Origin of the sequence: Brevundimonas sp. (genome assembly GCF_036659295.1) — a bacterium.
In the GTDB taxonomy this organism is placed as follows: domain Bacteria; phylum Pseudomonadota; class Alphaproteobacteria; order Caulobacterales; family Caulobacteraceae; genus Brevundimonas.
The window spans coordinates 19783-32095 of record NZ_JAVXCU010000002.1; the positions used below are offsets into that span (position 1 = coordinate 19783).

The following is a 12313-nucleotide window of genomic DNA, read 5'->3' on the forward strand; positions in this document are numbered from 1 at the left end:
CTGACAGGCTCTACCGTTCCGGCAGCTTAGCCGAAAAATGTAAAACGGGTTGTAAAACACGGAACTGCGGTCAAGGTTCTTCGTTTAACTAATCTGTCTTATGGTCTGGGGGGTAGCGCCGGTTCTTCGGTCTGCTTCAGACATCGGGGATTATAGGTATGAGCCTTCTGGCTAGATTAGCGCCTCACCTTCCGTATGTGCGGCGTTTTGCGCGGGCCCTGACGGGTGATCAGGCAACCGGCGACCACTATGTGCGCGTGGCCCTTGAAGCTCTGGCGGCAGGGGAGCGCCAGCTACCGGCGGATATGACACCGCGGGTGGCTCTGTATCATATTTTCCACGCCATCTGGTCCTCCAGCGGCGCACAGCTCGAAGACCATGAGGGCGTATCGGGCAATGCCGCCGAGGATAATGCCTCGCGTCGCCTGCTTAAGATTTCGCCAGCTTCGCGTCAGGCCTTTTTGCTGACCTCGCTCGAAGGCTTCACGCCGTCTGAAACAGCGCAGATTCTGGATATCGATATTTCGGCCGTCGAGCGTCTGGTCGGACAGGCCCAGACCGATATCGATGCCGAACTGGCCACCGATGTGCTGATTATCGAGGACGAGGCCATCATCGCTGCCGACATCGAAAGTCTGGTACGCGAGCTGGGCCACCGCGTCACCGGCACGGCAGCCACCCACACCGAAGCTGTCGAGGCTGTACGCCAGAAACGCCCGGGTCTGGTTCTGGCCGATATCCAGTTGGCTGACGGTTCGTCGGGCATCGATGCGGTGAAGGAAATCCTGCAAAGTCTGGACGTGCCGGTGATCTTCATCACCGCCTTCCCCGAGCGCCTGCTGACGGGCGAACGCCCCGAGCCGACCTTCCTGATTACCAAGCCTTTCCAGCCGGAAACGGTGAAGGCGGCCATCAGTCAGGCCCTGTTCTTCCATCCGTCGCAACGCGGCTGATCAAGGTCTGATCCGAAGCCGGTTTTCGAGAATGTCGGAACCTGACAGGCGTGGTCACGTTTCGGATTCGTAGTTCCTGCCTTGGCGGGCAGGGCTACGGATCTACCTCATTTCTCGATGATGCGACTTTTGCGGCGGCCCTTCGGGGTCGCCTTTTTTTTCGCAGCATTTTCGTGCTGTGCCATACGGGCATCGGGTGTCATGGTGCGGGGCACGGTTGCGGCGGGGATCGAAAATATGGGCGAGCTTCTGAACATCCATTTCGAACAGATCGAGGTGGGGCAGGTCATTTCACTGGGCGTTGTCGCCGTTGATGGCGCATCGCTGGCCATCTATGTCGAACGCTTCCTGCCCGGGTGGGATGACAGCTATGGCGCGCCGGACGGCATGCTTTATGCGCTTTGGAGCCGCCTGTCCTTTGATGCCTGTAGCCGCTGGGCCGGTTTCAAAATGCTGGCCGTCGACGGTGTACGCTATCTGCGCAATCCACCGGCCGGAGAACTGCTGCGCGGCCGCGTCACCATTATGGGCAAGGACCCTGTCGGCGATAATAAGGGCGTGGTCATCGTCCAGCAGGACCTTCTGGACGAGGCGGGGCGCTTGGTCTTTTCGTGCCTGACCCGTTCTCTGGTCGCCCGCCAGTCCTGATCTTTCACGCTCTGCGCAAAGAAAAACGCCCCGCAGTCTCCTGCGGGGCGTTTCTTTTCGCTTACAGCGCCGATCAGGCGTTGGCAGTGGCCTGACGGGTCAGGGCCAGCGCGATCAGACGATCCCAGCCTGCCAGCGACACGAGGTGCGCATAGATCTGGCCCAGAGCGCCGTTGTCGCGCAGTTCCACCAGCTTGTCGGCCGGCAGAGCCTTCAGCTTGTCTTCCGAAACGGCGAAATACTCGGCCAGCTTCTGGGTTTGGCCCGGCGTGCCGTCGGCATTGCGCGGGGTGAAGTTGGCTTCCTTGACTTCGAACAGGTCCAGATCGGTCAGAACCTTGACGAACGACTCGGTGCGCAGGCGCTCCTGTTCGAAATTGTTGCAGAATTCCATGGCGTTCTTGACGTAGGCGCTCGGCTCGGTGCCTTCGAACAGCGGGGTGTCGCCGCCTTCGATGAAGTAGGGGGCAGCGCGGTCGATGCACAGGATCATGCGCTGTTGCGCATCGTCATTGGCATAGACGAACGGATAGCGACGGGCATAGGCCGGAATATAGGCGTCGGCACGGAACTCGCCGTCGGTCACGAACAGGTTGTCGGTCGGGTTCAGACCCATGGCGACGACCGGTTGCTTGCTCTCGCCGACGAAGATCACCGGATAGGACAGGGCTGCCGGAGCAAACTCGGTCACGGTCAGCGGCACAATATTGGTCTGGCCGATAAAGGCATACGGCTTGTCGACAGCCTTAACGCCCAGCTTGCCGTGCGCCTCGACCGACAACGGTTCCGGTTGCGAGTAGAAAAGTACGTTACCGGAGAGGCCGCCGGCGTTTTGTGCAGTCGTGTCGGTCATAAATCTTCTGGTGTTCTGGACAGAAAGGAGGCGCGTTCTAGCCCATAGAAAGGCCACGGGCAAACGCGCTACGAACCTTTGTGAACCACGTTTTACGGTCTGCGACCAGTCCCGATGCCCATTGTGGTTGCGACAAGCGACGGGAAACCCTAGCTCTAGGCCATGACCAAGGCTTGCGAACACGATCATGACGGCCACGCACGCGGTGCGAACGAGGTAGCGCGCATTCTCGCCAACTTCGAGGCTTCCTGCGTGGCGCAGGGCGAACGCATGACGGCTCCGCGCCGCCGTGTGCTGGAATTGCTGCTGACGGCAGGCGGGCCGGTCAAGGCCTATGACCTGATTGCCCGCTATGGCGCGAACGGCGAGGCGGCCAAGCCCCCGACCGTCTATCGCGCCCTGGAGTTTCTGGAGCGCTGGGGCGTGGTCCACCGCATCGCTTCCATCAGCGCCTATGTCGCCTGTTCGGACCATAGCGATGACGTACAGGCCCATGCGGCGGCCTTCCTTATCTGCGACTGCTGCGGCTCGACCGCCGAGGTCGCCGTGCCACTCAGCGATCTGGGACTGGCCGGTGCGGCCTCGCGTGTCGGTTACGAGATCCAGCGCACCACGATCGAGGGCCACGGCAAATGCGCCCAGTGCAAGGATGCCGCCTGATGGATGGCGCTCCTGATGGCTCGATAGCCATCCAGCCGCGCCGTCTGTCGGTTCCGGTCAGCAACCGTTATGGCGAAGGCCAGATGGCGGTGCTGGATTTCGGCCCTGCCGACCGTCCGGTCGATCTGGTCTTTGCCCATGCCAACGGTTTCAATGCCTATACCTATCGCCAACTTCTCTCGGGTCTGGCGAGCCGCTTGCGGATATGGGCCGTCGATTTGCGCGGTCACGGTCGCACCACCCTGCCGGCGCGCACACAAGGACGGCGCAACTGGAACGACCATCGCGACGACCTGATCTCGCTGCTCAATACGATTGATGGCCCGCCTGTGGCCCTGTGTGGTCATTCCATCGGCGGCACGTCCAGCCTGCTGGCTGCCGCCAAGGTGCCACACAAGGTTTCGCACCTGATCCTGCTGGATCCGGTGATCTGGTCGTTTGCGACCACGGCAGTGTTCAATACGCCAGTGCTCAACATGCTGGCGGCGCGCGCACCGATTGTGCAATCGACACTGCGCCGCCGCGCGTCTTTCAACAGCCGCGAGCAGGCCTTTAATTCGTGGCGCGGACGCGGCGCCTTCAAGGGCTGGCCCGACGCCGTGCTGGCCGACTATCTGACCGATGGCCTGCTGGAAGACGGCGAGGGCCTGAAACTGGCCTGCGCCCCCGCATGGGAGGCGTCCAACTATTCGGCGCAGGCCCATAATCCGTGGAAAGCCCTGCGCCAGTATGACGGGCCGGTCCAGCTTCTGCGGGCCGAAACCGGTACGCTGTGCGCGGTCACCCGCCTGTCTTCGGGCCCGCAGCTCTCGATCAGCACGGTCGCAGGCAGCGGCCACCTGTTCCCGATGACCCATCCGCAGGTGGTGCGCGAGGTCTTGTCGGATCTTGCCGCCTAGTCGCCCCGTTCTATCTCGCCGAACAGGGGCGGCCCTTGCCGCAGGCATAGGGCTGGGTCTTCTGGTCGCGGGCCTGATGATTGTCATCTGGTGGACCCTGACCCAGAAGGACCGCACCTTGCGCGTGGTTGGCGATGATCCGGCGCTGGAAACCCTGCTGGCCTCGGCCCCTGCGATTCGCCTGAATGTCGGCGAGCGCCCCGTTACGATTATTTCGCCGCGTGCGGCCACGGCGCTGGAACAGTGGCTGGGCGCGGACGCTGCCGAACTGGCCACACAAGGCCGCGAGGTGCGCGCCATCATCGTGCCGTCCGGTCATGGCGGCACCAGCGAAGAGGCCACGGTGGTCCAGTTGTGGCAGGGTCGTGATATCGGCCTTCTGCGCCAATGGCTGTCGATGCGCGCCGAACACTGGACCGCTGTGGGCATAGAGCCTGTCTCGGCCTCCGAAACCCGCATGGCCGTTCTGGCCGAGGCCGCAGGTTTCCGCCGCTCGGTATTGCAGCGTCTGGGCCGTCCGGTCGATGACAACCGCTGGCCTCTGGTCATCTGGCGCGATGCGGCGGGACAACTGGCCGTCTGCCATTGCCACACGCCACAGGCCGTGGCCGAGGCCCGTCTGGCTCTGGGCCTAAAGGGTAAAAGCCCGCCGGTTGTGGCCGTCGTGCCGACCACCCCTGCGCCGGTGCGCGCGGAACCCGCTGTGGCAGAAACCGAAAACGTCGGGGCCTATCCGCGCCTTGGCGATATGCCTGTCACAGAACCGTCCGGCACCGACCCCTATGGCGAGGTGTCGGAAACTCGCAGCCCTCTGGCCCCTGCGCCCGCCCTGCCGGGGGATGTCGCGCCTGTGGCACCCTCATCGCCCGCCAAGACAACGTCGCGCCCTACAAGCCGCCCCTCGCGCCCCGCAAGGCCGCCGCGCACAGATGTGAACACAGCAGCCCCCAAGGCCGAAAAAGACAGCGAGAGCCTGTTCTACTAGGCGGCTCTGCCTATTCGCCCGACAGGCAGGCCGCGATCAGGCGCTCTACGTCCCCCGCGTCCTGATAGGGACCAAAGCCGAACCGGATCACATCGTCGCGTACATCGGTGACGATATGCGCCTCCAGCAAGCGGTCGCGAATGGTTGCCGCCTCGGGGTGTTTGAGCGCCAGAAAACGCGCACGGGCCTGATCGCCGACAACCGGATTGAGCCAGCGAGCCTTGGCCAGAAGTCCCGTGTCCGAGGCCTGAACCGCGCTCTGGTACTGCTGCTGCAACTGGCGCGAATGTTCGGCCAGATCGCCAATCGCGATACCCTCGGCGGCCAGCATGTTCTGCACGGCATTGAAGCGGTAAAGGGCGCTGACATCAAAGGTCGCCCCCCAGAACCGCCCGCCATCTGTGCGGTATCCAACACCGCCAGCCGGTCCTTCCAGATCGCCGAACTCGGCAAACCATCCGGTCACCACGGGGCGCGGGCCATAGCCGTCCGGCGCATGAAGGAAACAGGCCCCTTCGCCCGCCATGGCGTATTTATAGCCCCCCGCCAGATAGAAGACGCGGTCATGGATGCCCGACAGATCGGTCGGTGTGGCCATAAAGCCGTGATAGCCGTCGATCACCACCCACGGCCCCTCGGGGCGCGACAGGGCCGCCAACGGCTCCAGATTGCCCGCCAGAGTGCCGGTGCGGAAAAAGACCTGACTGACAAAGATCAGATCATGGCCGCCCTTTTGGGCCTCGGCCAGAAAACGGGCCTCGAAACTGTCGAACGGCTCGATCGGCACGGTGGTCAGTTCGACGGCACCGGTTTCTTCCCAGCGCTGGCTCTGGCGGCGGAACGAATGAAACTCGGCATCGGTCGTCAGTATACGGACGGTCGGCTTTTCGACCGCCGACACGATGCGCAGCAACAGGTCATGGGTATTGGGCGCAAAGACGATGCTGTTGGTGTCCGGCAGACCCAGCAGTCGTGCCACATGTCCCTGAGCGGCAGGAATGACCTCGCCAAAAATCAGGTCCCATTTGCGGTCGGCATGGCGGTTGGCGTCATCCCAGGCCAGCCCTTGCGCCTCATAGGAGGCATCCGGCCACAGATGGTGACTGTGAGCCGCAAAATGCAGACGCTCGGGCGACAGGGACAGGGCGCGGGTAAAACGGTGTTTCAGCATACACGCACCTTAGCGTGATACACGATGCGACCAACTGAAAAGGGCGGAAACCGAAGTCCCCGCCCTTAAATTCACAGTGATTTCTACCGCTCAAGCAGCGACCGACCGCGTCGGTCGCGTTAGCGGCGGCGGGCAAAGCCCGCCCTCACTTTATGCTGGGGCCGCGGTCAAAAGGCTGCGCCTTTTCGACCCGACGCGGCCTGTTAGATCAAACTACCGTGGCAATGCTTGAACTTGCGGCCCGAGTGGCAAGGGCAGTCGCCATTGCGGTTGGTGCGTTCCCATCCGACCGGCAGAGCCTCGACCGGCAGCTTGGAGCGATCATCGCCGGTCAGCATACCTTCGGGGTTCTGGGCCATCGGATTGGCCATTTCGTTCTCGCCCGTGCCCGGATTCAGGTGGATTTCCTGGAACTCCGGCATTTGCAGTTCGGGCGGCGGCTGGAAGCGGAACTCGACCGTCATCAGCCAGCGGGTCACGTTCTGGCGCAGATCGTGCAGCAGGTTTTCAAACAGGTTGAAAGCCTCGGTCTTGTACTCGTTCAGCGGATCGCGCTGGCCATAGCCACGCAGACCGATGACGCCACGCAGGTGGTCGAGGTGCACAAGGTGCTCGCGCCACTGCATGTCGATCATTTGCAGCATGAACTGCTTTTCGAGATTGCGGGTCTGCTCGACCCCGACCATTTCCAGACGCTCGGCAGCGCGCGCATCGGCGGCCTCGTTCAGGCGCTCTTCGAACTCTTCGTTCGACACGCCTTCTTCGGCAGCCCACTCGTGCAGCGGCAGTTCCAGACCGAGAATGTTCCTCACCTTCTCGTCCAGACCATCGATGTCCCACTGCTCGGCATAGGCCTTGGGCGGCATGAAGCGTTCGACCAGATCGGAGATGGTGTCCTGACGGAAGTCGGTGACCAGTTCGGACAGGTCTTCGGAGTCCATGAACTCCTGACGCTGCTCGAATACGGCCTTGCGCTGGTCGTTGACGACGTCGTCATACTTCAGCACGTTTTTACGCATGTCGTAGTTGCGGGCCTCGACGCGCTTCTGGGCGGTCTCGACGGCGCGGTTCAGCCACGGGTGGCTGATCGCTTCGCCCTCGGCCACGCCAAAGCGCTGCATGATGGCATCCAGACGGTCGCCGGCAAAAATGCGCAGCAGATCGTCTTCGCACGACAGATAGAATTTCGACGTACCGGGGTCACCCTGACGGCCGGTACGGCCACGCAGCTGGTTATCGATACGACGGCTTTCGTGACGCTCGGTGCCCAGAACGAACAGGCCGCCTGCGGCGAGACCCTTTTCCTTGGCAACGGCAATCTCGGCCTTGAACTCGGCTTCCTTGGCGGTCAGTTGCTCGGGCGTCACCTCGATGGCGAGGTTGCGCTGTTCCTGACGCCAGCGCTCGACGCGCATTTCAAGGTTGCCGCCGACCTGAATGTCGGTACCGCGACCGGCCATGTTGGTGGCGATGGTCACCGCACCGGGCAGACCGGCATCGGCAACAATATAGGCTTCCTGTTCGTGCTGGCGCGCGTTCAGGACGTTGTGCGGGATGCTCTTGCCGGTGGCATAGGTGATGTCATAGGCATCGTCGCCGACCTTCTGGGCCTCTTTTTCACGACCGGCATATTCGGCCTTGAGCGTGCGACCCGTCTCGACCTTGTACTCATAGGTCTTGAGGATTTCAGCCAGCTCTTCGGACTTCTCGATCGACACCGTACCCACCAGGATCGGCTGGCCACGGACATGGCAGTCGGCGATCTGGGCGGCGATGGCGTCGTTCTTTTCCTTGAAGGTGCGATAGACCTCGTCGTCATAATCCTTGCGCTGGATCGGACGGTTGGTCGGCACTTCGAGGACATCCATCTTGTAGATGTCGAGGAATTCCTGCGCCTCGGTGGCGGCCGTGCCGGTCATGCCGGACAGCTTTTCATAGAGACGGAAATAGTTCTGGATCGTTACCGAGGCCAGGGTCTGGTTCTCGGGCTGGACCTTGACGTTTTCCTTGGCTTCCAGCGCCTGGTGAAGACCTTCGGACAGGCGGCGACCCGTCATCATACGACCGGTATATTCATCGATCAGAACGATCTCGTCGCCCTTGATGATGTAGTCCTTGTCGCGATGATACAGGGTGTTGGCGCGCAGGGCCTGGTTCACATGGTGGACCAGCGAGACGTTCAGCGGATCATACAGATCCTCGGTGCCATCAGCCAGATGGCCACCTTCCTTGAGCATCTCTTCGACGCGCTCGGAACCCAGCTCGCTCAGCAGCGCCTGACGCTGCTTCTCGTCGAGGTCATAGGTTTCCTTGTCCTTGACCAGTTCCTTCACCAGAACATCGACGATCTTGTAGAGGTCCGAGCGGTCCTCGGTCGGGCCGGAAATGATCAGCGGGGTGCGCGCTTCGTCGATCAGGATCGAGTCAACTTCATCGACGATGGCAAAGTGGTGGCTGCGCTGAACCATCTCGCGACGGTCATAGACCAGATTGTCGCGCAGATAGTCGAAGCCGAATTCGTTATTGGTGCCGTAGGTAATGTCGGCCTGATAGGCCATCTGGCGCTGGCCTTGCGACAGACCATTGACGATCACGCCGACCTGCAGACCCAGGAAGCTGTAAACACGACCCATCTGCTCGGCGTCGCGGCGGGCCAGATAGTCGTTCACGGTAATGACGTGCACGCCCTTGCCGGCCAGTGCGTTCAGATACACCGGAGCCACAGCCACCAGGGTCTTGCCTTCACCGGTGCGCATTTCGGCGATGCCGCCTTCATGCAGGATCATACCGCCGGTCAGCTGTACGTCATACTGGCGCTGGCCCAGCACACGCTTGGAGGCCTCGCGCGATACCGCAAAGGCTTCGGGCAGGATTTTCTTGAGGCTTTCACCGCCCTCGATCCGGTCGCGGAAGGTCTGCGTCATCATGCGCAGTTCGTCGTCCGAAAGCGCTTCGAACTTGGGTTCGAGGGCGTTTATCTTCTGAACCTCGGCCATAAAGGATTTAACTTTACGGTCGTTCGAGGAACCAAAGAATTTCTTGGCGATGCCGAGCATGGGTGATCCGAAACGGTCGAGCGGCTGAAGGCTCAGAGAAAAGACAGCTCTCGCCCGCATCGAGACACTGAAAACGCAAGGATTTCCGGTGCCTGTCCTACAGACGGCTCCATCCTTGCGCATTCAATCGAAAATCCCTCGACTTGGGCGCAAGCGGGACTTAAGCACCGACCTGTGGCCTGTCAACGCGAGCAGTGTTTTGGTAGGGCTATCTGTGTCTTAAAACCACAGATTCACGCAGCTGTTGTCCGCCCCGAACGGGAGTGTTTGATGCGATTGTCGCGCCCGCAGATCCATACCGATCACAATTTCCGGAAGACTAAAAACCGGCCTGCGCGTCTGGGCGGCCTTGTGGCTGTGCTGCTGGCCGTCTCTGTGGCGGCTTGCGGCGACAATCCCGACAAGGGGCATCCCGATGCCGGTGACCGTGTGGTGGCCCGCGTCGAGAAACATGAAATCTGGGCCTCGGATGTCCGCCGCGAAGCGGTGGCACAGGGCCTGATCGGCGACGCCGAACCGCTGGATGTAACATCCGAACTGTTCCGCCGGGTGCTGGACGAGGTGATCGACCAGACGCTTTTGGCCAACGAAGCCGAACGTCGCGGCCTTGATAACAGCGCCGCAGCCCAGCGCCGGCTGGAGGCTGTGCGCCAGCGTATCCTCGGCGACATGCTGGTGGAATCTGCGGTCGACAAGGCCGTGTCCGACGAGGCGGTCCAGCGTCTTTATGCCGAGCAACAACGCCGCGCCAAACGCTCCGAAGAAGTGCGTCTGCGCCTGATCCTCAGCGACAGCCGCGCCGAGGCCGACGCGGTGCTGGCGCTGTTGGGGCAAGGGGCCAGTTTCGAGGCGGTTGCCGCCCAGCGCTCCGTCGACGAGGCGTCTCGCGCCCTTGGCGGTGATCTGGGCTATGCCACGCCGGACCTGCTGCCGCCGGTCTATGCGACCGCCATTACGGACCAGACAGCGGGCAGTGTCGTCGGGCCAGTAGAGGCCGGTGGCCGCTGGGCCATCCTGCGCGTCGAGGACCGCCGCGCCGAAATCCCGCCGACACTGGAACAGGCCCGTCCGGTCATCGTTCGCTATCTGACCTATGAGGGCGTGCGCCAATTGCTGGAACAACTTCGCGGCAAGGCCAAAGTCGAATTCGAGATTGACCCGCCGCGTTCTGCGCCGCAAACGCCACCTGCTGTTTCGACGGCTGCGGCTCCGGCATCTGCTCCCGCAGCTTCTACCTCCGTTACTTCTACCCCCGTTACTTCTACCAAGTCTCCGACTGGATCCGCCTGATGAGCCATCCCCCTGCCAAACCTTCCTCGACCGGAAACAAGATTGAATCCGTCATCGAAAAGGCGCTCGATCCTTTGACCTCGGTGATCAAACGGGCGACCCAGCCTGCGGCCAAACCGGCCCCTGCTGCGGGCAAGCCGGGCCTGATGATCTCGCCGCTGGCCGTGCCCTTCCCGGAGTTGCCGGTGATCGGCGGCGTCGAAATCGCCACGGCCCGCGCGGGCTTCTATAAGCACGAGCGGGACGATCTGGTGGTGTTCCACTTCCCCGACGGCGCTTCGTGTGCGGGCGTGTTCACCCGCCACAAGGTCGGCTCGGCACCGGTGGACTGGTGCAAGAAGCAACTGGACGTCGAAAAGGGCGGCGAGGGCGTGCGCCTGATGGTCATCAATGCCGGTTGCGCCAATGCCTTTACCGGCAAGCTGGGGGCCGATGCCGCCCGCCGCACCGCGGCCGAAGCGGCCAAGCGTTTTGGCTGCCGCCAGCGCGACGTCATGCTGGCCTCGACCGGCGTGATCGGTGTGGTGCTGGACGACGCCAAGATCACCGCGCGCCTGCCCGATATCGAAGCGGGTCTGTCGCCTGACAACTGGGCCAAGGCCGGTTCGGGCATCATGACCACCGACACCTTCCCCAAGGGCTCGACCGCCGAGTGCGAGATCGAGGGTGTGAAGGTCCGCATTTCGGGCATTGCCAAGGGCTCGGGCATGATTGCGCCGGACATGGCGACCATGCTGGCCTTCATCGTCACCGATGCCGATATTGCCCCGCCGGTGCTCAAGGCGCTGCTGAACCTGCATGTACGCACCACCTTCAACTCGGTGACGGTCGATGGCGACACCTCGACCAATGACACGGCGTTGATCTTTGCCACCGGCACCTCGGGCGCGCCGCGCATCGGCCGCGTCGGTGACCGCCGCCTGAAAGATTTCTCGCGCGCTCTGGAACAGGTCATGCTCGATCTGGCCCACCAGTTGGTGAAAGACGGCGAAGGCGCGACCAAGTTCGTCAAGATCACCGTCGAAGGGGCGGCCTCTCCGGCCTCGGCCCGCAAGCTGGCCAAGTCGATTGCCGACAGCCCGCTGGTGAAAACCGCCATTGCCGGTGAAGACGCCAACTGGGGCCGCATCGTCATGGCCGTCGGCAAGACCGACGAGGCCGTGGACCGCGACCGTCTGGCCATCTTCTTTGGCCCGCACACGGCGGCCATCGAGGGCGCACCGGCCACCGACTATAATGAAGAGGTGATGAGCGCCTATATGAAGAATGACGAGATCGACATCACGGTCCACGTCGCTTCAGGACGCGCCTCGGCCACGGTCTGGACCTGTGATCTGACCAAACGCTATATCGAGATCAACGGGGACTATCGTTCATGACCGATGCCGCGGTTCCGACCGTCCTCGTCGTCGCTGTTGCGCTGATCGATCCGGATGGCCGCATCCTGATCGCCCAGCGTCCCGAGGGCAAACAACTGGCAGGGCTGTGGGAATTCCCCGGCGGCAAGGTCGAGGCCGGAGAGCGTCCCGAACAGGCCCTGATCCGCGAACTGCAAGAAGAACTGGGTATCGACGTCAAGGAGGCGTGCCTCTCCCCCTTCGTGTTTACCAGTCATGCTTACGAAAAATTTCACTTACTGATGCCACTATACCTTTGCCGTAGGTGGTCCGGCACGGTTGTGGCCAAGGAACATACGGCTCTGGCGTGGGTCAAACCGGACAAGCTTCGGGACTATCCCATGCCGCCTGCGGACGAGCCTCTGGTGGCCTGGCTCAGGGATTTGATTTGAACCGGCACG

11 protein-coding genes are annotated in these 12313 nt (G+C 62.3%); 8 read left to right on the forward strand and 3 right to left on the reverse strand.

Features of this window, described 5'->3' with window-relative positions:
* Nucleotides 1-158: 158 nt before the first annotated feature.
* On the forward strand, nucleotides 159-953 hold the full coding sequence (locus tag RSB01_RS00615; RefSeq protein WP_332592031.1) for a response regulator: 795 nt from the start codon (nucleotides 159-161) through the stop codon (nucleotides 951-953).
* Nucleotides 954-1190: 237 nt separating this feature from the next.
* The gene (locus RSB01_RS00620) at nucleotides 1191-1601 is read left to right on the forward strand and encodes an acyl dehydratase (RefSeq protein ID WP_332591994.1); all 411 of its coding nucleotides are present in this window, start codon (nucleotides 1191-1193) and stop codon (nucleotides 1599-1601) included.
* Nucleotides 1602-1674: 73 nt separating this feature from the next.
* Here the strand turns inward: RSB01_RS00620 and RSB01_RS00625 are convergent, their stop codons facing one another.
* Entirely contained in the window at nucleotides 1675-2454 is a 780-nt protein-coding gene (locus tag RSB01_RS00625) for a SapC family protein (protein ID WP_332591993.1), read from the reverse strand.
* Between the two features lie 162 nt (nucleotides 2455-2616).
* On the opposite strand from RSB01_RS00625, the gene RSB01_RS00630 reads away from it, so the two are divergent.
* From RSB01_RS00630 to RSB01_RS00640, 3 genes are all read left to right on the forward strand, one after another.
* Complete coding sequence (locus RSB01_RS00630; RefSeq protein ID WP_332619882.1) at nucleotides 2617-3114, forward strand: Fur family transcriptional regulator; 498 nt, start codon at nucleotides 2617-2619, stop codon at nucleotides 3112-3114.
* Nucleotides 3114-4013, forward strand: a complete 900-nt coding sequence (locus RSB01_RS00635; RefSeq protein WP_332591991.1) for an alpha/beta hydrolase — start codon at nucleotides 3114-3116, stop codon at nucleotides 4011-4013. The genes RSB01_RS00630 and RSB01_RS00635 overlap by 1 nt, the downstream gene beginning before the upstream one ends.
* 76 nt (nucleotides 4014-4089) lie before the next feature.
* Nucleotides 4090-4998: a hypothetical protein gene (locus RSB01_RS00640; protein WP_332619884.1), complete on the forward strand. Its 909-nt coding sequence runs from the start codon at nucleotides 4090-4092 to the stop codon at nucleotides 4996-4998.
* Between the two features lie 10 nt (nucleotides 4999-5008).
* Here RSB01_RS00640 and RSB01_RS00645 read toward each other — a convergent pair whose 3' ends face one another.
* Both RSB01_RS00645 and secA read right to left on the reverse strand, forming a co-directional pair.
* Nucleotides 5009-6169 carry an aminotransferase class V-fold PLP-dependent enzyme gene (locus RSB01_RS00645; RefSeq protein WP_332590844.1) on the reverse strand — a complete coding sequence of 387 codons (1161 nt, stop codon included), beginning with the start codon at nucleotides 6167-6169 and terminating at the stop codon, nucleotides 5009-5011.
* Nucleotides 6170-6372: 203 nt separating this feature from the next.
* Nucleotides 6373-9225, reverse strand: coding sequence for a preprotein translocase subunit SecA (gene secA / locus RSB01_RS00650; RefSeq protein ID WP_332590843.1), 2853 nt, complete (start codon nucleotides 9223-9225; stop codon nucleotides 6373-6375).
* Nucleotides 9226-9495: 270 nt separating this feature from the next.
* On the opposite strand from secA, the gene RSB01_RS00655 reads away from it, so the two are divergent.
* Genes RSB01_RS00655 through mutT form a run of 3 tightly spaced genes read left to right on the forward strand, consistent with a single transcriptional unit; the run spans nucleotide 9496 to nucleotide 12304 of the window.
* Nucleotides 9496-10515 (forward strand): peptidylprolyl isomerase, encoded by a 1020-nt coding sequence (locus RSB01_RS00655; RefSeq protein WP_332590842.1) that lies wholly within the window; start codon nucleotides 9496-9498, stop codon nucleotides 10513-10515.
* Entirely contained in the window at nucleotides 10515-11894 is a 1380-nt protein-coding gene (gene argJ, locus RSB01_RS00660; RefSeq protein ID WP_332590841.1) for a bifunctional glutamate N-acetyltransferase/amino-acid acetyltransferase ArgJ, read from the forward strand. Before RSB01_RS00655 ends, argJ begins: the two co-directional genes overlap by 1 nt.
* Nucleotides 11891-12304, forward strand: coding sequence for an 8-oxo-dGTP diphosphatase MutT (gene mutT / locus RSB01_RS00665; protein ID WP_332590840.1), 414 nt, complete (start codon nucleotides 11891-11893; stop codon nucleotides 12302-12304). Before argJ ends, mutT begins: the two co-directional genes overlap by 4 nt.
* Nucleotides 12305-12313 lie beyond the last annotated feature (9 nt).

Excerpts from the sequence above, each read along its gene's own strand:
- argJ (WP_332590841.1), top strand. The coding sequence starts at position 10,515 with ATGAGCCATCCCCCTGCCAAACCTTCCTCGACCGGAAACAAGATTGAA.
- secA (WP_332590843.1), bottom strand. The coding sequence starts at position 9,225 with ATGCTCGGCATCGCCAAGAAATTCTTTGGTTCCTCGAACGACCGTAAA.
- RSB01_RS00655 (WP_332590842.1), top strand. The coding sequence starts at position 9,496 with ATGCGATTGTCGCGCCCGCAGATCCATACCGATCACAATTTCCGGAAG.
- RSB01_RS00640 (WP_332619884.1), top strand. The coding sequence starts at position 4,090 with ATGATTGTCATCTGGTGGACCCTGACCCAGAAGGACCGCACCTTGCGC.
- RSB01_RS00620 (WP_332591994.1), top strand. The coding sequence starts at position 1,191 with ATGGGCGAGCTTCTGAACATCCATTTCGAACAGATCGAGGTGGGGCAG.
- RSB01_RS00625 (WP_332591993.1), bottom strand. The coding sequence starts at position 2,454 with ATGACCGACACGACTGCACAAAACGCCGGCGGCCTCTCCGGTAACGTA.
- RSB01_RS00630 (WP_332619882.1), top strand. The coding sequence starts at position 2,617 with ATGACCAAGGCTTGCGAACACGATCATGACGGCCACGCACGCGGTGCG.
- mutT (WP_332590840.1), top strand. The coding sequence starts at position 11,891 with ATGACCGATGCCGCGGTTCCGACCGTCCTCGTCGTCGCTGTTGCGCTG.
- RSB01_RS00615 (WP_332592031.1), top strand. The coding sequence starts at position 159 with ATGAGCCTTCTGGCTAGATTAGCGCCTCACCTTCCGTATGTGCGGCGT.
- RSB01_RS00635 (WP_332591991.1), top strand. The coding sequence starts at position 3,114 with ATGGATGGCGCTCCTGATGGCTCGATAGCCATCCAGCCGCGCCGTCTG.
- RSB01_RS00645 (WP_332590844.1), bottom strand. The coding sequence starts at position 6,169 with ATGCTGAAACACCGTTTTACCCGCGCCCTGTCCCTGTCGCCCGAGCGT.